This is a genomic window from Desulfovermiculus halophilus DSM 18834, from assembly GCF_000620765.1.
GTDB classification, from domain to species: domain Bacteria; phylum Desulfobacterota; class Desulfovibrionia; order Desulfovibrionales; family Desulfothermaceae; genus Desulfovermiculus; species Desulfovermiculus halophilus.
Window position 1 is genome coordinate 44,893 of the sequence record NZ_JIAK01000014.1, and the last position, 18,460, is coordinate 63,352.

At 61.0% G+C, this 18,460-nt stretch carries 13 protein-coding genes; 1 reads left to right on the plus strand and 12 read right to left on the minus strand.

What is annotated here, in order from left to right; all coding sequences use genetic code 11:
- Nucleotides 1–60: 60 nt before the first annotated feature.
- Together treS and malQ are read right to left on the minus strand one after the other, a co-directional pair.
- Nucleotides 61–3,396 carry a maltose alpha-D-glucosyltransferase gene (gene treS, locus N902_RS0108200; protein ID WP_027370545.1) on the minus strand — a complete coding sequence of 1,112 codons (3,336 nt, stop codon included), beginning with the start codon at nucleotides 3,394–3,396 and terminating at the stop codon, nucleotides 61–63.
- Nucleotides 3,397–3,406: 10 nt separating this feature from the next.
- Entirely contained in the window at nucleotides 3,407–4,936 is a 1,530-nt protein-coding gene (gene malQ, locus N902_RS0108205) for a 4-alpha-glucanotransferase (RefSeq protein ID WP_208596288.1), read from the minus strand.
- Between the two features lie 147 nt (nucleotides 4,937–5,083).
- On the opposite strand from malQ, the gene N902_RS0108210 reads away from it, so the two are divergent.
- Nucleotides 5,084–5,533 carry a universal stress protein gene (locus N902_RS0108210; RefSeq protein ID WP_027370547.1) on the plus strand — a complete coding sequence of 150 codons (450 nt, stop codon included), beginning with the start codon at nucleotides 5,084–5,086 and terminating at the stop codon, nucleotides 5,531–5,533.
- Between the two features lie 50 nt (nucleotides 5,534–5,583).
- Here the strand turns inward: N902_RS0108210 and N902_RS0108215 are convergent, their stop codons facing one another.
- The 10 genes from N902_RS0108215 to N902_RS0108260 form a co-directional block, all read right to left on the minus strand.
- Complete coding sequence (locus N902_RS0108215; protein WP_027370548.1) at nucleotides 5,584–5,922, minus strand: P-II family nitrogen regulator; 339 nt, start codon at nucleotides 5,920–5,922, stop codon at nucleotides 5,584–5,586.
- Nucleotides 5,923–6,008: 86 nt separating this feature from the next.
- Nucleotides 6,009–7,349: a glycosyltransferase gene (locus N902_RS0108220; RefSeq protein ID WP_244147392.1), complete on the minus strand. Its 1,341-nt coding sequence runs from the start codon at nucleotides 7,347–7,349 to the stop codon at nucleotides 6,009–6,011.
- 101 nt (nucleotides 7,350–7,450) lie between these two features.
- Entirely contained in the window at nucleotides 7,451–9,709 is a 2,259-nt protein-coding gene (locus tag N902_RS0108225) for a hypothetical protein (protein ID WP_027370550.1), read from the minus strand.
- Nucleotides 9,710–9,788: 79 nt separating this feature from the next.
- Entirely contained in the window at nucleotides 9,789–11,030 is a 1,242-nt protein-coding gene (locus tag N902_RS18725) for an OmpA family protein (RefSeq protein WP_051564444.1), read from the minus strand.
- 226 nt (nucleotides 11,031–11,256) lie between these two features.
- Entirely contained in the window at nucleotides 11,257–12,162 is a 906-nt protein-coding gene (locus N902_RS0108235; protein ID WP_027370551.1) for an AEC family transporter, read from the minus strand.
- Between the two features lie 94 nt (nucleotides 12,163–12,256).
- Nucleotides 12,257–13,096 (minus strand): FAD/NAD(P)-binding protein, encoded by an 840-nt coding sequence (locus N902_RS0108240; RefSeq protein ID WP_027370552.1) that lies wholly within the window; start codon nucleotides 13,094–13,096, stop codon nucleotides 12,257–12,259.
- 13 nt (nucleotides 13,097–13,109) lie between these two features.
- Nucleotides 13,110–14,138, minus strand: a complete 1,029-nt coding sequence (locus N902_RS0108245) for a 4Fe-4S dicluster domain-containing protein (protein WP_027370553.1) — start codon at nucleotides 14,136–14,138, stop codon at nucleotides 13,110–13,112.
- 14 nt (nucleotides 14,139–14,152) lie between these two features.
- A complete protein-coding gene (locus tag N902_RS0108250) occupies nucleotides 14,153–15,100 on the minus strand; it encodes a 4Fe-4S dicluster domain-containing protein (protein ID WP_027370554.1) in 948 nt (315 codons plus the stop codon).
- A complete protein-coding gene (locus N902_RS17075; protein WP_153304170.1) occupies nucleotides 15,097–15,531 on the minus strand; it encodes a hydrogenase iron-sulfur subunit in 435 nt (144 codons plus the stop codon). The genes N902_RS0108250 and N902_RS17075 overlap by 4 nt, the downstream gene beginning before the upstream one ends.
- Nucleotides 15,532–15,676: 145 nt before the next feature.
- The gene (locus tag N902_RS0108260; RefSeq protein WP_208596289.1) at nucleotides 15,677–18,403 is read right to left on the minus strand and encodes a 4Fe-4S binding protein; all 2,727 of its coding nucleotides are present in this window, start codon (nucleotides 18,401–18,403) and stop codon (nucleotides 15,677–15,679) included.
- Nucleotides 18,404–18,460: the final 57 nt, after the last annotated feature.

Here is an 18,460-nt window from a genome sequence, read left to right on the forward strand (position 1 = left end):
TACTCATTGTCCGGGCTGAGAGGAGGGGTGCCTCCACTTTCTGTGTCGAAGAGCCAATTTTTACTGCCAGGCCATTATGTTCTGCAATCCCAGCAGAGGGGTCTCCAATCCCTGCGGGTTGGTGTATATCCGGTACAGGATATCGTGCAGGGCCTGCTCCAAAAGATAGTGAGTGAGCAAGATCTGGATCTGATCCCGCTTGGTGGGGATAAAGGCCTGGTTCCCGGCCTCCTGAAAGTAGGCGTTGATGAATATCCCGCTCAGAATCCTGTGCCAGGGCTCGATCCACAGCTTGAGCTGGGCGTGATCTTCGGGATGGAGCTGGGCAAAGGCCTGCAGACCGCTGTTGGCTGCGTAGAAGAAGGAGCCGATCATGGTGGCCACATCCATGAGGGCGGAACGCTTCAGCCGGCGCTGACTCAGAGGCTTGGAGGGATCGCCCTCGAAGTTGAGCACTGCAAAGCTGCTGCCGGTGAACAGGACGTGGGTCAGGTTGTAGTTTCCGTGGATGCGGATCTTTTGGCCCCGGATCTTGGTCTGGATGATGTTCCGGGCCAAGGCGATCAGGTTCTGCTCCGATTCCAGAACGAATTCGGCCAAATGCATGGCATCCGGGGGGACGTGGTGATAGCTGCGGCGCAGGGTATGCATGGTCCGCCGGATCAGGGTCCGGATGGCCTGATACTCCGAGCGCTGGTACAGGGTGGAGAACGGTTCGGGCTGGAACCCGGGGTACTCCTTGGGCCGGGCCAGTCTGGAATGCAGGCTGGCGGTGGTGGTTCCCAGCTGGGCCATGAGATCCAGATAGGGACCGCCAATGCTGTCCAAAAGCGGCGCAGGTATGGCCTCAAGGGATATGTCGAAGACCGAGGCCGGCAGTCCACCGATTTCCTCTGCAGACATCCGGGTGGTGAGCACGGCCTCAAAAAAGCGATACAGGGCGTCCCTGGTCAGCTTCCAGGCGTCCCCCTGGCCCTGGTTGGGGATGAAGTCCCGGAAAATGCCCAGGCTGAGCGACTCACCGGGCTGGTTTTGGTAGACCAGCTCTCCGGCCAGGGTGGGCACATTGGCCAGGGTCCCGTTGTGGCCCAGGTATCTGAGCATTTCGACTCCCGGATTGGCTCCTTCCTCCAGGCAGCGGTAGAGCTTGAGACACAGGCGCTGGTCGTACAGGATGCACAGGTTGTTGTGCTTTTCGGACAAGACCCTGGAGGAGAGGCCCTCCACAGGCCGGATCCAGACCTGGGCCAGCTCGGGGCTGGGCAGAAACCGCAGCCTGCCTCCCACGCCGAGCACTGTCTGTCGCTGCTCCAGCTGCTCCAGCAGGGCCTGCTGGAGGCTCGGGTCGTAGAGGCCGTCGTAGAGCACTCCGGTGCTCTGGGCGGAGCTGAGGTGGGCCAGGACCGAGTGCTGGGGTATGCTCTCCGGGCGTTCCTCCACCCGGCATTCCTGGTAGGACAGGGCCAAGAGATGGGTTTCCGGATCGCCCTCGGCGAACATGGCTTGAACGATGAGCACCCAGTGGTGGTTGTGGGCCGAGGTGATCGGGATGCGGTCCCGGACCTGGACGTCCAGGAGCCGTTTGCTGGTCGCCCGGGACCAGTGACTGCGGAACAGGTAGGAGGGCAGGATCCTTTTTTCCAGGATCTCCAGTCCGTTTCGCTGCAGGAGATAGTCCCAGCGGTCGCGAATCGTAAGGCTGGGGATCGGTTCCCCGTGCATGCGGTGATCCGTTTCCGGGCTCTGGACCAGCTGAAACCAGAAGTAGTCGTTCATGCCCATGGTGAACTGATAGGGCTCCTCCTTGATCCTGGGGAACTCGTTGCCGCTGAACAGGTCCAAGGGGACCCGCTCGCTGAAGGCGGACAGGTCCAGGGACACGGCCTGGGCGAAGCGGGAGAGGTTGATGATGACCAGGACGGTCTCCTCTCCATAGCTGCGGATGAAGGCCAGGACCTTGGGGTTTTCCGGGAACAGGAACTCAATGCTGCCCTGGCCGAAGGCCTTGAACCTCTTGCGCATGGCGATGACCCGGCGCATCCACCAGAGCAGGGAGGACGGATTCTTGTCCTGGTTCTCCACGTTGACCACCTCGTAGTGGTACTCCGGGTCCATGATCACCGGCAGATACAATTGCTGGGGGTTGGTCTTGGAAAAGCCGGCGTTGCGGTCAGGGCTCCACTGCATGGGGGTGCGCACCCCGTTGCGGTCGCCGAGGTAGTAGTTGTCCCCCATCCCGATCTCGTCCCCGTAGTAGATGATCGGGGTTCCAGGCAGGGAGAAGAGGAGAAAGTTCAAGAGCTCCAGCTTTCGGCGGTTGTTGTTCAAGAGCGGGGCCAAGCGGCGGCGGATGCCCAGGTTGATTCTGGCCCTGGGGTCCTTGGCGTACATCCGGTACATATAATCCCGCTCTTCATCGGTGACCATCTCCAGGGTCAGCTCGTCGTGGTTGCGGAGGAAAATGGCCCATTGGCTGGACTCCGGGATGTCCGGGGTCTGCTCCAGGATGTCGATGATCGGAAACCGGTCTTCCATCCACAGGGCCATGAACAGCCGGGGCATGATGGGGAAGTGAAAGGCCATGTGGCATTCGTTGTCTCCGCCGAAATAGGCGGCGGCCTCCTCCGGCCACTGGTTGGCCTCGGCCAGGAGCATCCGGTTGGAGTAGTTCGCGTCCACGTACTGCCGGAGGTCCTTTAAGAACTGGTGGGTCTCGGGCAGGTTCTCGCAGTTGGTCCCCTCCCGCTCGTACAGGTAGGGCACGGCGTCCAGGCGCATGCCGTCCACGCCCATCCCGAACCAGAAGTCGATGACCCGGAACAGGGCGTCGTGCACTGCGGAGTTGTCAAAGTTCAGATCCGGCTGATGGGAGTAGAAGCGGTGCCAGAAATAGGCCTTGGCCGCTGGATCCCAGGTCCAGTTCGAGGTCTCGAAGTCCTTGAAAATGATCCTGGCTTCCGGATACTTGTCCGGAGTCTCGCTCCAGACGTAGAAGTCCCGTTCCGGGGAGCCCGGCTCCGCCCGTCTGGCCCTCTGAAACCACTCGTGCTGGTCCGAGGTATGGTTTAAAACCAGCTCGGTGATGATCCGGATGCCCCGGTTATGGGCCGCCTTGAGCAGATTGCGAAAATCCTGGATGGTCCCGTAGTCGGGATGGATGTTCTCGTAGTCGGCAATGTCGTATCCATCGTCCCGCAGGGGGGAAGGGTAGAAGGGCAGGAGCCAGATCGCGGTGCATCCCAGCTCTTGCAGGTAGTTCAGCTTGGAGAGCAGTCCGCGCAGGTCACCGATGCCGTTGTTGTCTGCATCAAAAAAGGTCTTGATGTGCAGCTGGTAGATAACGGCATCCTTGTACCACAAGGGGTCGTTGTTCAGGATCACGGCGGATTGGTGCATAGGATGTACTTCATATCCGTTCAAAGATCTCGGTTTCCCGCCGCAGGCGGGTCAAAGTCCCGGATGTGAGCTGCTCAAAGGTGAACCGCCATTCCCAGTTGCCGCTGGCCGAGCCCGGGAGGTTCATCCGGGCCTGGGTGCCCAGGCCCAGAACGTCCTGCAGGGGGAAGACAGCGGTAGCGGCCACCGATCCCAGGGCCAGGCGGATGAGGTCCCAGTGGATCTCCCGGCCGTTTGTGCCCAGGTAATCCAGAACATATCTGCGCTCGGCCTCGATCTCCTCCCTGCTTTGGGTGCTCTGGGTTCCGGGGTCGGAGGTGAACCAGCCCACGCTGGTGTTGTGATCATGGGTGGCGGTGTACACCACGCTGCGCTGAATATGATTGTGCGGCCTGTACTCCGCGGCTTTGGGATCGTTTCCAAAGGCCATCTGCAGGATGCGCATTCCGGGAAAACCCAGGGCGTCCCGCAGGGCATCCACTTCCGGGGTGATCACGCCCAGGTCCTCGGCAATGACCTGGATGGGTCCCAGGGCGGCCTGGACCGCCTTGAACAGCTCCTGTCCCGGCCCCTTGACCCAGCGGCCGTTGGCCGCGGTCTCCTCTTCGGCCGGAACCTCCCAGTAGGCCTCAAATCCCCGGAAGTGATCAATGCGCAGGATATCGAACAGGGTCAGGTTGAGCCGAAAGCGCTCGATCCACCAAGCGTAGCCGCTTTCGGCCATCCGCGTCCAGCGGTAGATGGGGTTTCCCCAGCGCTGGCCGGTGGAGCTGAAGTAGTCCGGAGGAACTCCGGCAATGACCGGAGGCCGGCCGTGGGGGTCCAGATGAAACAGGTCCGGGCGGCTCCAGACCTCGGCGCTGTCGTAGGCCACGTACAGAGGGAGGTCGCCGATTATGGACACCCCGTGCCGGTGGCAATAGTTTTTCAGCGCAGTCCATTGCTCGAAGAAAAGAAACTGCATATACTTGTGCAGTCCGATCTCCTGTTCCAGCCGAGACTGCCAGGCTTCCAGGGCCGACGGGTCCCTGTGGGCGGCTCCCGGCTCCCACTCGGTCCATACCCTGTTTTCGTGGGCCTCTTTCAGGGCCATGAACAGGGCATAGGTCTGCAGCCAGGGGGTATGGACATGGCAAAAGGAGGCGTAGCGTTCGTGCTGCTGGTGCTCCGGGTCCGCAGTGAAACGGTTGTAGGCGGCGGCCAGCAGGGAACGCTTCAGCGCCTGAACCCGGCCGTAGTCCACGCTGTGCGCGGGCAGTCGGGGAGTGGCCTGGATTTCGTCCCGGGTCAGGAGACCTTCCTCGGCCACGAGTTCAAGATTGATCAGCAGGGGGTTGCCGGCAAATGCGGAGAGGCACATGTAGGGAGAATTGCCGTATCCAGTCGGCCCCAGGGGCAGGACCTGCCACAGGGTCTGGCCGCCCCGGACCAAACAGTCCACGAAACGGTATGCGGCAGGCCCCAGGTCCCCGATCCCGTGCGGGCCGGGAAGGGATGTGGGATGGAGCAGTATGCCGCTTCGGCGGGTATTCATGCTCATGGGCAGCTCCGTGGAAACTGGCTGTTTGTCGGCTGGTGCGCGGTTTTTTCACCCGTGGCGCAATCGCCGGCCGAAGGCACGATCTCCCGCTCGGTGTCAGCAGGCAGAATGTTGAATGGGTACCCTTCAATCCGAGGAGAATGCAGCATGTTGAAGACTATCCTTTTTCCTACCGACTTTTCCGAACATTCGTACCAGGTGCTGGATGTTTTTGCCGATCTTCGGGCCAGGGGCGCCGACACGGTGGTCCTGTTGCATGTGGTCGATGAACGGAGCTTTCAGGCCATGGAACACTACGCCTATGGCCGGGCCGAGGAGGTGGAAAAGCACATCCTGGACAGCTCCGGCGCCGAGCTTGAGGAGATTGCCGGCCGGCTCCGGGACCAGGGTTTCACGGTCATCCCCAAGGTTGTGGTCGGCGTTCCGGTTCGTGAAATCTTAAAGGCGGAACACGAAGAGGATGTATCCTTGATCGTTCTCGGCTCCCACGGGCGGAGCAACCTGCAGGAGGTCCTCCTGGGCTCGGTGGCTGAAAAGGTTGTCCGCAAGTGTACCAAGTCGGTCCTGGTGGTCAAGCGCTCCCAGGGCAAAGTGTAATCTGCAGGAACAAATGCAAGCGAGCATCCTGATTGCCGCATCGCTGGCAATTACAGGGCGTCCTCGCCCGTTTCCCCGGTCCGGATGCGGATGGCCTCTTCAACCGGGGTGATGAAGATCTTGCCGTCTCCGATCTTTCCGGTCCGGGCCGCTTCCTGGGTTGCGGCCACGGCCTGGTCCATCATCCGGTCGTGGACAATGACTTCAATCTTGGCCTTGGGCACAAAGTCGACCTGGTATTCCGCTCCGCGATAAATTTCGGTGTGCCCCCGCTGCCGGCCGTAGCCCTTGACATCGGTTACGGTCATGCCCTTGATGCCCAGCTCGTTGAGCTTGTCCTTGACCTCGTCCACCTTGAACGGGCGGACGATGACCTCAATCTTCTTCATTTTTTCCTCCTCCTGTCGATATGCACAGCCCGCTGCTCAGCAGACTGCGCGGCTTCCGCCATGGTCGCATTCCCCGCCCTTTGGGTCTACTCTTTTCCGCCGGGCAGTTTTTTCTTTTCCGGGGCCATGGCATCCACAACTGCCTGCGTCTTTTTGGTGATCAGCTCCCACTCCGTCTTCAGAGAACGCAGCAGGACATCCCAGGACAAAATATCGTCCGGGTCGTGCACGGTACGTTCGGAACGTCCCGGGGGCAGGGAGCGATACAGCTCGCTCAGGCTCTGGGCGCTGGCTTGCCGGGAAAAGGCGGCTGCTGTTTCCCGGGCCTTTTCCGCCGCCCGCTCCCGGTATCCGCTGTCGGCGAGGAGCCCGGCCACAGCCCGGGCGAAATCCTGTTCAGTGCTTTGGGCCGCTAGAAGACGTCCGTTGCTCCCATCAGCTACGACCTCCCGGGAGCCCGAGGCATCCAGGGAGACCACCGGAGTAAAGGCGGCCATGGCCTCAGCCAGGACCAGGCCCTGGGTCTCGGTCCGGGAGGCGAAGACAAAGACGTCCATGGCCGCATAGGCGTTTGCCAGATCCCGTCCGGTCCGCTTTCCGGCCCACAGCAGGTGGTCGGACAGGCCGTGGCGGGCAAAGCAGCTCCGGATGTCCTCCAGGCTCGGCCCGTCCCCGACCAGGAGAAAGACGGCCTTGGGTCGGTCGTGCATGGCCCGGCAGACGGCCCGGGCCACAAAGTCCAGGTTCTTTTCCGGAGCCAGGCGTCCGACATGGCCGATGACCTGCGTGTCCGGATCAAGACCGAACTCCCGGCGGACCGGCTCTTTCCGGCCGGAGGCAAAGAGCTGGAGATCAATGCCGGTGGGGATGACCCTGATGTCGGTCCTCACGCCCCGTTCGCGCAGGATCCGGGCAATGCTCCGGCTGGGGGCGACCACGGCCGAGCACATATTGGCGTATTGGGTTGAGAGATTGATCACGAAGCGCTTCATCCCTTTGGAGTCAAAGGGCACGTAATGGGTGTACCACTCATACATAGTGTGGTGGGTAAAGACCAGGGGGAGCTCTCTCTGCCGGGCCACCCGCATGGCTGTATCCCCCAAAAGGAACGGATGGTGACTGTGGATCACGTCCGGAGCCAGATCGTCGATCCGCTCGGAAAGGACAAAGGGGATGGGCAGGCGGACGGAGAAGTCGCTCCCGTTGAAGTTTTGAATGGCCGGTACCCTGATCACCCGGACATTGTGAGGGCCATGATCGTCCTCTCCTTTCTGAAAATGGGGGGCGACAACCGTGACCCTGTGTCCCAGGTGGGCCAGATCCCGGGCAAAGACGGAGACCGAGCGGGCCACTCCTCCCACATGGGGGAGATAGGTGTTGGTAAACATCAGGATGTTCATGGCGTGGGCGTATGCTGCGTCCTGCACTCTTGGCGTTCCCTGTCTATGATCATAGTCGGCGGCGTCCGCGGGGCTTTTCCCACATGTCTGCGTCGAGACCGGCATGTGAGGTGGGAGCTGTCCGGCCGCTAGCTTCGGCGGACCAGGATTTCCCGGTCCGTCTCCCGGATCGTGAGCGGCTCATACCCGGGGATGCGGGCCTGAATGGGCGTCTGTTCGGGATCGACGGTCCCCTGGATGCGAACTGAGGCGGTCTGGTCCGTCCTGCCCTGGATCCGGCCGAAGGGAGTCAACGTGGGGCCACACTCCAACCGCTCCCCGGAGTCCACCCATTCCGGGTCCAGCCCGGAGCCCAGAAACAGGCCTTCGCCCTCTTCCCGGACAAAGAGATTGCGCATGATCATCACCCATTCGCTGGCCGCCCATCCGTGCTGGCCGTCGCCCATGCATCCCCCGTGGGTCAAGGGATGGACGGCTTCCGGCCATTGCCCGGTTGGAGAGGCCAGATCGGCCACTGTGTGAATCAGATCCATACACTGCATATCCTGTGCCCGCAAGAGGGTCTGGGCGATGCACAAGGTCAGGTACGGGTTGATTCCGGAATGGATCATATCCTGAAAAAAGCCGCCCCGGTGAAAGCAGTTGCGGATCAAGAAATCAGTCGTGCGCAGTATCCGTTCGTCGGCGGCCGGACTTATCTGCAGGGGATAGTCCGCGACCAAAGACCCCACGGCGCCGGCGTCCAGGCGGCGGTAGGGAGAGGCCGGTATGCCTCCGGCTTTCCGCTGATCGGGTATGGCCGCCTGGCTGTTCCAGATGGTCCGCAAAAATGCATCTCCGGCCTGGAAAACGGACCGGGCCTTGCCGGCCTGACCGTGTCTTTGCAATATGCGGGCCGCGCTGTGCAGTCCGCCCACGGCCCAGAAATTGTCCCAGTAGTAGTAGTCGTTGGGGCCCAGATGCTCTGCGCTGAACCCGGCGGGCAGGAGCCCGGCGTGCAGGCCGTTGACGTGCATGGAAATGCGTTTGGTCTCGATCCAGGTGCAGGCCGAGCGTACAGCCGGGATCCAAGCCGGGGCAAGTTGCCTTCCGCTGAGCTGCTCAAAACGGTCCAAGAGCCACAGGACCTGCCCGTTGGAGTCCCATTCCCCGGCTTGGGACTGGAAGTAGCCGGAGGTCTTCTGGCGGTGGGGAAAGGCCTGGATGATCCGGTGGACCGTGTCGGTCAAGCCGAGATTGAGCAGGGCGTGGAGCATGAAGCAGGCATCCCGGAACCAGAAGCGGCGGTAGGTGTAGGGTCCGGGGACCACATCCCGGGTGGAGAGCAAAATCAGGGTATGCACAGCCTTGTGGTACAGATCGGCCAGCTTGCGGTCCGGCACCCGCAGAGTGCAGGTTCCGTCCAGGGCCTGGGGCCACGTTTCCCGCGCGGCGGGAGGCGGGCTGCGTCTTGGCCCGTAGCCGTCGTCGGCGGCGGACAAGGGAATCCGGGCCGTGACCTCCCGGGTCTGCTCCTGCCCGTACAGGGGGAAAACGGCTGCGGCAGTGGCCATGCCGACCTTGCAGCTGACTGCATGGGATTTCTCAGTCTCATCCAGCTTGTGCAGGACATCGCCCTGGGTATATTCTGAAAACACGACCTTTTGCGGCGATTGGCTGAAATGGGTCCGGGCGGCGCCGTTGATCTGCAGGGTCCTCTGGGCTGGATCGTACGCGGCTTTTTCAATGAACTGCACTCCTTCCGGGTTGTAGGGCCGAAAGGCGAGGATCAGGCTGCTGCCGGCCGGAGCAGAGAACACGACCTGCATGCAGGCCTGGGGAGTCTCCCGGGCGTCCAGCTCCATAAAGCACAGGGCGCGCAGGCTCCAGTCCTTCTCCTGCAGCTCGGTTCGGACCTGCAGCTCGGGCTCAAGCCGCAGGGTCTGACTGACCAGGGCCTGTCTGGAGGGCAGGATGATCCGCCCGTCGGGGAGCCGGAGCCAAAAATCCAGGGACCATCCGTCGTACAGGGGGGTGAACAGGCCGCGGGGGTCGACGATGGGGTACAGAGCCAGACCGGGGAGGCCCACAGCGGTCCAGTTCCGGTGAGTCAGGTTGACGTGGCTGAAGGAGAAGCCGCGGGGAATGAAGGAGACATCCCGGGGATTGAACTGGCGTTCCACCCAGTAGGGCCAGACCCAGTCCAGGTTGTGCTGAATGGCCTTGGTGTTGATCAGCCCCCGGGCGTGAAAGACGATACCGGCCCGGAGGAGTTCAATGGGCTCCTGGACTTCCGAGGGCTGGGCGAAACGACGGACCCGGGCCATGACCGAAATGGGGTCAATGATCCCATAGGCCTTGGCCGCCTTCTTGACGATGAACTTCCAGGGGATCCAGCGGTGAATCATACAACTCGCCCGATATGGGTAAGGAATCAAAAAAGGGAGGCCAGGTGGCCTCCCTTTGCAAACTCACAGAAGACTCGGTCTACTTGGTGACCACGCCGATGACCCGCCGGTTTTTCTTCCGGCCCTGTTTGGTGTCATTGTCGGCAATGGGCTTGGTCTCGCCGTACCCCTTGGTTGTCAGCCGGTCGGGGTCAACGTCCAGGGTGTTCACCAGGCGATCCCTGACGCTCTCTGCCCGGCGCTCGGAGAGCTTCATATTGTATTCCGCCGGGCCAACGCTGTCGGTGTGGCCTTCAATGGTCATATCCGTCTGCGGATTCCTGCGCAGATAGTCGGCGATCTTCATCAGCTCGGTATCGTACTTGTCTTTGATCTCAGCATTGTCGAAATCGAAGTAGACCTTGATGGTCTTGTGCACCGGGAAGGGGCATCCGACGTCGTCAACTTCCACTCCGGCTTCTGTGCCGGGGCACTTGTCCAGGTAGTCCGGAACGCCGTCACCATCGCTGTCGATCGGGCATCCGTATTCGTCGACTTCCACCCCTGCGGGCGTGTCGGGGCATTGATCGTCGGCATCAAAAACGCCGTCCCCGTCACTGTCCATTGCAGTGCTGAAAAAGACCTGCTGGACGAAGTCCTGCATCTTTGCTTCGTCGGTCATGTCCGCGCCGGTGACCAGGACGGTGCAGTCCTGGACATCAGCCATGGCATCGATGGTCTTTTTCTCGTCCGTGCTCTGAGCGTAGCTGACGATGTGGAAGCAGGTGTTGTACTGGCTGCCCAGTCTGTCAATAACTGCCGCAGGTGATCCACCCAGATTTTCTCCCCCGTCGGTGAACAGGATAACCGCTGTCTTTCCGGACAGGTTCTGCAGTGTAGGTTCCAGCTTGCTCAGGCCCTTGGACAGGGGGGTGTTGAATCCGTACATCCTGGGCGCGACCTCGGTCTTGGAAATGGCCTGACACATTGCCTTGGTGTCGTAAGGCGTGGGGTCCTGATAGGCTTGGAAACCAGTGACTGCTGAAAACAGGCCGGCCTGATAATCCAGCTCAGGGATCATCTGGTTCATGTCCTGCATTGCCCGTTTGGCAAAGCCGAACTTGAAGTACTCTTCTTCTCCGGTGGACGCGGTTGTGCCGGTGGCGTGGGTGAAGGTTCCCTGGCCCATGTAGTTGTCCCGCATGGACCCGGATTCGTCGCTGACGAAAATGAAGTTGTCAACCTTGGGCTGGTGCTTTGCAGCAGCCCCCCACGCTGATGTTCCCAGGGCCACGACGAGCAGCGCGGCCAGGCCGATGAAAAGGTGCCTCGACAAGTACATGGTTTCCTCCTTGGTTTGTAGAAATAGCCTAAAGCTGAAAAGCCGACAATCCGGATGGATGTGCCTGGTCCGCCGTGCTGGACGATCTGGATCCAGACCGAACCAATCTCACACATTACCTGTTGACTTTAAAGCACTGTTGCAAAATGTCAACATGCAACTGCCGGGCTTTTATTTTCAAAATCCCGGAAGTCCGGAGCATTTGCCTCTGGTCGGACCCGGCCCGTCAGCCCAGAAGGGCCAGGACCAGGGGCATTGTCAGGGCCGCCAGGACGGTGTGCACGGTGACTATGGAGGCCATGAGAGTGGTGTCCCCTCCCAGTTGGCGGGCCAGGATAAAGGCGGAGACGGCAGTGGGCAGGGAGGCGAAAAGGATGGCCACCGTCCGGGCCTCGCCGCTGACCTTGAACAGCTCGCAGAACAGGACGGTGACCAGGGGAAAGATGATCAGCTTGACCAGACAGGAGGTGCACAGGGCAGTGATATTGGTATGCAGGCTGGTGACTCTGAGTCCGGCGCCCACGGCCAGGAGTCCGACCGGGAGGGCCGCCCGCCCCAGGAGGTCGAAGACCTGGAAAACACCGGCCGGCTTGGGCAGGGAGGAGATATTCAGGGCAAAACCAATGATGCAGGCCAGGATAAGGGGGTTGCGCAGGATCTCCCACAGCATGCGCCGCACCCCGGCCGAAGCGGCATGGCCGAAATAGGCAACCGTAGGCACGCACAAAAGATTGATCAAGGGGATCATGGCCATCAGGGCCACGGCGGCCAGGGTCACCCCGGATGGTCCAAGGAGGGCGGAGACAGCGGCCAGGCCGACGAAGGTGTTGAACCGGATGCTGCCTTGGAATACCGAGGAAAACACAGGACCGGACCACAGCTTTCGGGGCCGGAAGAGGAGCAGGCCGGCGCTGAGGGTCGCTATTGCCGCCATGATGGCGGCGGCCATGGGCAGGGCGGTGGAGGCGGCAAAGGAGGCGAAGGCCAGCTTGTTGATCAGCAGGGCGGGAAAAAAGACGAAGTAGGTCATCCGCTCGGCGGCGACCCAGAACCCGTCGCCCGGAAATCCGAGCTGTTTACAGGCGTAGCCCATGAAGATGATGATGAAGACGGGCAGAAGGGCGGTGAACATTTTTACTGTGCGTGGAGCGCGGGGAGCGAAACAAGGGTATCATTCCACTCCCCGCAGCATGGGCCTCGGTTTTTTGGTCTGGCCCGTGATATGCTTAATATTCCTTGGGCAGTTCGTCCAGCTGGGCCTTGGTGAAGACCGGGCCGTCCTTGCAGACATAGTAGGGGCCCACATTGCACCGTCCGCAGATGCCGACGCCGCATTTCATCCGGTTTTCCAGGCTCATGATGATCTGATCTCCGGTCCAGCCCATCTTGTCCAGGACCGGCTGGGTGAACTTGATCATCACCGGAGGTCCGCAGACCAGGGCCACGGCGTTGTCCGGCTTGGGGGAGACCTGGTCAGCGATCTGGGGCACAAAGCCAACGTACTTGTCCCAGCCTTCAACCTCGTTGTCGATGGTGATGTAGGTGTTCACGTCGCTTCGGGCGTCCCACTCCTCCAGGAGGTCCTTGTACAGGAGCATGCCGGGGGTGCGGGCCCCGTAGACAAAGGTGATCTCGCCATATTTGTCCCGGTTGTCCGGGTGCAGGAGCCAGACCATGGTGGAGCGCAGGGTGGTCACCGCATATCCCCCGGCCAGAATGACGATATTCTTGCCTTCCATCTCGCCCAGGGGGTAGGGATGGCCCAGGGGGCCTCGTACGCCCATGATCTCGCCCTCTTCCATGCTGTGCAGCTTGCTGGTGACCACTCCAGCCTTGCTCACGGTAAAGGTCAGGTGACTGCCTTCCGTGGGGCTGGAGGCGATGCCAATGGGCGCCTCCCCATAGCCGGGCACAGAGAGCTCGGCGAATTGCCCCGGGAGGTAGGTAAAGGCCTCGGCGTGCTCCGGGTGGATGAACTCAAAGTCAAAGGTCCGCAGACTTTTGTCCTCGGTGGCGATCTCCACCCGTTGAATACGCACCGGATACGGCAGGTAGGGGTTGTTCATAAGTCGGTATCCTTCATTCATTCATGCTGTTGACCACTGTGCGGACATCGATGTTCACCGGGCATTTCCGGGTACACCGCCCGCACCCCACGCAGCCTATGGCACCGCCCAGCTTGATGGGCATGTATTTAAACTTGTGCATGAACCGCTGCCTGACCCGGTCTTTTTTGGTTCCTCTGGGATTGTGTCCCGAGGTATGATGGGTAAACAGCCAGCTCATACACGTATCCCAGTTGCGGACCCGGTGTCCGAACTCGTCCTGGGTCTCGTCCTGGATGTCGAAGCAGTGGCAGGTGGGGCAGTAGAAGGTACAGGTCCCGCAGTTGATGCAGGCCTCAAAGACCCGGTCAAAATAGGGGTGTTCGTATTCCTCCAGGACCGGCCGCTCGTTGATTTTGCTCATGTCCACCGTGCTGGTGATGGCCTCTTCCGAGGCCTTTTTCTGCCCGGCCGCCTGGTCCACGGCCTCCTGCGGGGCGTCCTGCAGGTCTGCGGCCAGCTCTTGGCCCTTGTCGGTCAAAGGACGGGCCAGAAGGTCCTCTCCCAGATCAACCAGGAGCATGTCCAGCCCCTCTTCGTGGTGCGGCCCGCAATTGACCGAGGTGCAAAAGCAGGTCGGGCACGGGGCCTTGCAGGCCAGGCCGATGAGCACGGTCTTGTCTCGTTTGTCCTTCCAGTACACGTCCGGGGCGTTTTCATCCTGGCAGAAGACCAGGTCCAAGACACAAAAGGCCTTGGCATCGCAGGGCCGGATATTGAGCAGGACCTGCTCCCTGTCCCGAGGCGGCTCCTCTTCCATGATCATGCCGTCCTCGTCCCGGCTGCTGTTGGTAAAATGCATGAGCCGCTCATTTTGAGGGAAGAAAAAGGCCTTGGGCGAAAAGTCGGTGTTCAGAAAATCGAACTCCAGGTTGTCGGCTGAGTCGATCTGTGCCCAACCCATGGACGCCTTGTCCCGCACCGGGGCAAAGACGTCCCGGCTCTGGGCCAGGGAGCGGACAAAAGAGTCCAGATCCTTTTTGGCAATAATCTTGTCGTGCATCTCACTCTCCTTGCTCATTCGGCCACATCCGGGTCATTGGGCTGATACAGGCTCAATGGAGCCGGCGTCTCCAGATCCAGGCCCGGCTGATAGCCATAGAGCTGGCGGATGTCTTTTTCGATCTTGCTGGTCAGGCGGCGCATCTTGATGCCCACCGGACAGGCGGATTCGCAGGCCCCGCAATCAGTGCACCGTCCGGCGCAGTGAAAGGCGCGCAGGATGTGGAAGGTATACACATCCGGCTCGTGCAGGGACTTGCCCACCCACTGCGGATTGTTCTCATCCACGAAGCATACGTCGCAGTAGCACAAGGGGCAGACATTGCGGCAGGCATAGCAGCGGATGCAGTCCTTGAAGGTCTGCTCAAAGGCCTCCCAGCGCTGATCGCTGTCCAGCTTTTCCCAGGGGGCGGCCACATTGTCTATCTTCCCTCCGCCGGTCTGCGGTCCTTCTTCCCCGATGAACTCGTCGTAGAGGACGGCATTGCGGTGGGTGCAGGTGAAGCAGTTGTCCCGCTTGAACTTCTTGCGGGGCAGGCGCTCCTCAAAATCCATGCCCTGGACCACGATGTCCTTTCCGTCTTCCTCCACCTGGACGATGGTCTTGCCCGGAAAGTGGTTCTGGACCTTGTGGGCGTCGATCATGCCTGGAGAATGCACGCCAAGGATGTAGACGTTTTCCCGCTGAACCTGATTTTCCTTGATCAGGCCCACGATGTTCCGGCTCACGCACCCCTGGGCGACCACGGCATTCTTGCCCGAACGCTTGATCAGGAAGTTGGCCAGGTTGTTGGTGCAGAAGCCGGTCCAGACCAGCTTGTCGGCCTCCTCCGGGGTGTAGGCGAAAAAGGGCTGTTCCTGCATGGGCACGCTGCCCTGGGCATACCCTATGACACAATCCACAGTCCCTTCCTGGAGCAGCTGCTTGGCCCGTTCGCGCAGCTGCCTGGTGATCTCGTTCATGCCGCCTCCTTGCGAATATCCTTAACCAAGCGGGTGGCCGGACCGAGCTGTTTGATCTGCTCCACCACCTTTTTGGCTGTGGCCTGAAACTTGGTTGCTTCGGCCGAGGAGATCCAGGAGAAGTATACCCGGCCGGGTTCAATGCCGATGTACTCCAAGAGATCCTTTAAGACGACGAACCGCCGTCTGGCGAACATATTGCCACTGATATAGTGGCATTCGCCCGGGTGTCACCCAGAGACCCACACCCCGTCCACACCGTGGCGCAGGGCCTGGAGAATGAAGTTCGGACTCATGGCCCCGGTGCAGGGGATGCGGATGACCCGGATGTTGGGCGGATACTGCATACGGCTCACCCCGGCCAGGTCGGCCGCTCCGTAGCTGCACCAGTTGCAGAGAAAAGCGGCGATTTTCGGTTCCCATTCAGACATGGATCACGCTCCTTTAAAAATGTGCAGCAGTCTGCATATTTTTAAAATACATTGGTGTATCGGGTACGTTTCAGTGTGAAGGCATCGACCAAAATATCATGAATGCATTGTACCCGGGCCGTCTGCAGACGACCCGGGTACAGCTCTAGATGGCTTCGATCATGGCGTAGATCTGCTGGCCGTTGGCTCCCTTCAGAGAGATGGCTCCGGAGCGGCAGGAGGCTGCGCACAACCCGCACCCCTTGCACAGCGAGGGGTTGATCTGAGCCTTGCCCGCAAACCGGCCCTCCTCGATGAAGGACGGGGCGGAAAAGGGGCAGATGGCCACGCACACCCCGCAGCTGCTGCAGTACATGGGGTTGACCTGGGCCACCTCACCGCTGGAATGGATGACTTCCTGGGCCAAGAGGGTGATGGCCTTGGCCGCGGCCGCCTTGCCCTGGGCGATGGATTCGTCGATGGACTTGGGGTAGTGGGCCAGGCCGCAGAGGAACATCCCGTCGGTGGCGAACTCCGATGGGCCCATCTTGGCGTGCCGCTCGGCATAGAAGCCGTCGTCGGTGAAGGATACCTTGTAGAAGTTGGCCAGGGTCTCGTCCTTGGCCGGAACGATGGCCGCGGCCAGGGTGACCAGATCGGCCTCGATCTCCAAAGGCTGATCCAGAACGTGATCCCTGGTCTTGACCACCAGGGAGTCTCCGTTCTGCTCCACCACAGGTTTGCGGTCCAGGTCGTAGCGGATGAAGATGACCCCGGCCTTGCGGGCCTTGTTGTAGATTGTCTCTTTCTCTCCGTAGGTCCGGATGTCCCGGTAGAGGACAAAGACGTTCATATCCGGGTTCTTTTCTTTCAGCTCCAGGGCGTTCTGGATGGAGTGGGTGCAACAGACCCGGGAGCAGTAGGGGCGGTGCGGTTCCCGGGAGCCAACGCACTGGATAAATACTGCGGAGCCGGCCTTTTTCAGGGCCGGGTCGTCTTCCAGCAGCATGCGGTCCAGCTCCAGGCTGGTGGTGACCCTGGGATCCTGGCCGTAGAGATACTCATCCGGGGTAAGCTCCGTGGCTCCAGTGGCCATGACCGTCACCCCGTGAGTGATGGTCTCCTCCTGTCCATGCCCGGAGACCGTGGTGTTGAAGTTGCCCACAAACCCATCCACCCCGGTGATCGAGCTCTCCAGGTGCACGGTCAGGTTGGGCTCGTTCTCCACCTCCCGGATCATGCCCTGCAGGTCGGCCTGGATGTCTTCCCCCTTCCAGGTCCGGTACAGGGACAGGGCCTGTCCGCCCAGCCGGGCGCTCTTTTCCACCAGGTGGGTGGGGTGTCCCTGTCGGGCCAGGGACAGGGCGGCGGTCATTCCGGATATCCCGCCCCCGATGACCAGGGCGGCCTGATTCACGGACAGCTCCGGCTCCTCCAGGGGCTCCTTGAGGGCCACATTGGATACGGCCATACGGACCAGGTCCTTGGCCTTTTCAGTGGCCAGGTCCGGGTTGAAGCGGTGAACCCAGGAGTCCTGGTTGCGGATATTGACCATATTAAACAGGTACTTGTTGATCCCGGCGTTGATCAGGGTCTCCCTGAACAAAGGCTCGTGGGTCTTGGGCGAGCAGGAGGCGACTATTACCCGGTTCAGGTTCTTCTCCTTGATGATCTCGGTCATCTCGTCCTGGGTGTTCTGGGAGCAGGTATACAGGTTGTCCGTGGCGTAATCCACAAAGGGCAGGGAAGCGGCGTAGTCCTTGACCCCTTCCACATCCACGACCCCGGCGATATTGCTCCCGCACTTGCAGACAAAGACCCCGATGCTGGGGCGCTCGCCCTGAACATTCTTTTCCGGGACCTCCTCCTTGACCTCGGTATCCTGGTATCTGGCCGGATTGAGGAGCTCTCCGGCCAGGGCCGAGGCCGCACTGGCGTCGACCACAGAGGTGGGAATGTCCTTGGGGCCTTGAAAGGCGCCGCAGACATAGACCCCTTCCCTGGAGGTGCTGATGGGGGCGAAGGAGGACGTCTGGCAGAAGTTGCCCTCAGTGAGCTCCACGCCCAGCTTTTTGGCCAGCTCCATGCTCTGGGGGTCGGCCTCCAGGCCCACGGACAGGACCACCAGATCGAAGGTCTCGGTGCTCATCTCACCCTGGTCGTTGACATAGGCCAGGTTCAGGTCCCCGGTCTCCGGGTCTTCAGTAATGGTATGCACCCGGGAGCGGATGAAACGGACGCCTTCCTCTTCCCGGGCGTGATCGTAGTAGCGCTCGAAATCCTTGCCGTAGGTCCGCATATCCATGTAGAACACTGCGCAATCCAGATCGTCGGTGGCGTGCTCCTTGGCGATGACCGCCTCCTTGATGGCGTACATGCAACAGACCGAAGAGCAGTGGGCGTTTTGGCACCGGTTCATGTCCCTGGATCCAACGCACTGCAGCCAGGCGATCTTGCGCGGTTCCTGCCGGTCCAGGGGGCGCATCAGGTTGCCGAAGTAAGGGCCGGAGGCGCTCAGGATCCGTTCGAACTCCAGGCTGGTGACCACGTTGGGGAACCGGCCGTAGCCCAGGTAATCGAGCTCGGAGGGATCAAAGGCCCGGGTGCCCACGGACAGGGCCACGGCCCCGACATTGAGGGTCTTTTCCGTAGGCGTGTCCTCGTAGGTGATGGCCTTGGCCAGACACATCTTTTCGCACAGTCCGCATCCGATGCAGGTTTCCTGATCAATGGCAAAGGACAGGGGGACGGCCTGGGGATAGTCGATATATATGGCCTTGCGGTCCCGCATGCCCAGGTTGTAGACATCCACTGCACTTACCGGGCAGTGGGCCGCGCATTCGCCGCATCCAGTGCAGGTCGCAGGATCGATGAACCTGGCCTTGGTCTGCACGGTTGCGGTGAAGTTGCCTTTTTCTCCCTCGAGGGCCTGAATCTGGGTGTTGGACAG

What these genes read in the sequence shown, in the direction of transcription:
- N902_RS0108240 (WP_027370552.1), bottom strand. Translation starts at nt 13,096, where the DNA reads ATGAACAACCCCTACCTGCCGTATCCGGTGCGTATTCAACGGGTGGAG.
- N902_RS0108215 (WP_027370548.1), bottom strand. Translation starts at nt 5,922, where the DNA reads ATGAAGAAGATTGAGGTCATCGTCCGCCCGTTCAAGGTGGACGAGGTC.
- malQ (WP_208596288.1), bottom strand. Translation starts at nt 4,936, where the DNA reads ATGAGCATGAATACCCGCCGAAGCGGCATACTGCTCCATCCCACATCC.
- N902_RS0108235 (WP_027370551.1), bottom strand. Translation starts at nt 12,162, where the DNA reads ATGTTCACCGCCCTTCTGCCCGTCTTCATCATCATCTTCATGGGCTAC.
- treS (WP_027370545.1), bottom strand. Translation starts at nt 3,396, where the DNA reads ATGCACCAATCCGCCGTGATCCTGAACAACGACCCCTTGTGGTACAAG.
- N902_RS0108250 (WP_027370554.1), bottom strand. Translation starts at nt 15,100, where the DNA reads ATGAACGAGATCACCAGGCAGCTGCGCGAACGGGCCAAGCAGCTGCTC.
- N902_RS0108245 (WP_027370553.1), bottom strand. Translation starts at nt 14,138, where the DNA reads ATGCACGACAAGATTATTGCCAAAAAGGATCTGGACTCTTTTGTCCGC.
- N902_RS0108210 (WP_027370547.1), top strand. Translation starts at nt 5,084, where the DNA reads ATGTTGAAGACTATCCTTTTTCCTACCGACTTTTCCGAACATTCGTAC.
- N902_RS18725 (WP_051564444.1), bottom strand. Translation starts at nt 11,030, where the DNA reads ATGTACTTGTCGAGGCACCTTTTCATCGGCCTGGCCGCGCTGCTCGTC.
- N902_RS0108225 (WP_027370550.1), bottom strand. Translation starts at nt 9,709, where the DNA reads ATGATTCACCGCTGGATCCCCTGGAAGTTCATCGTCAAGAAGGCGGCC.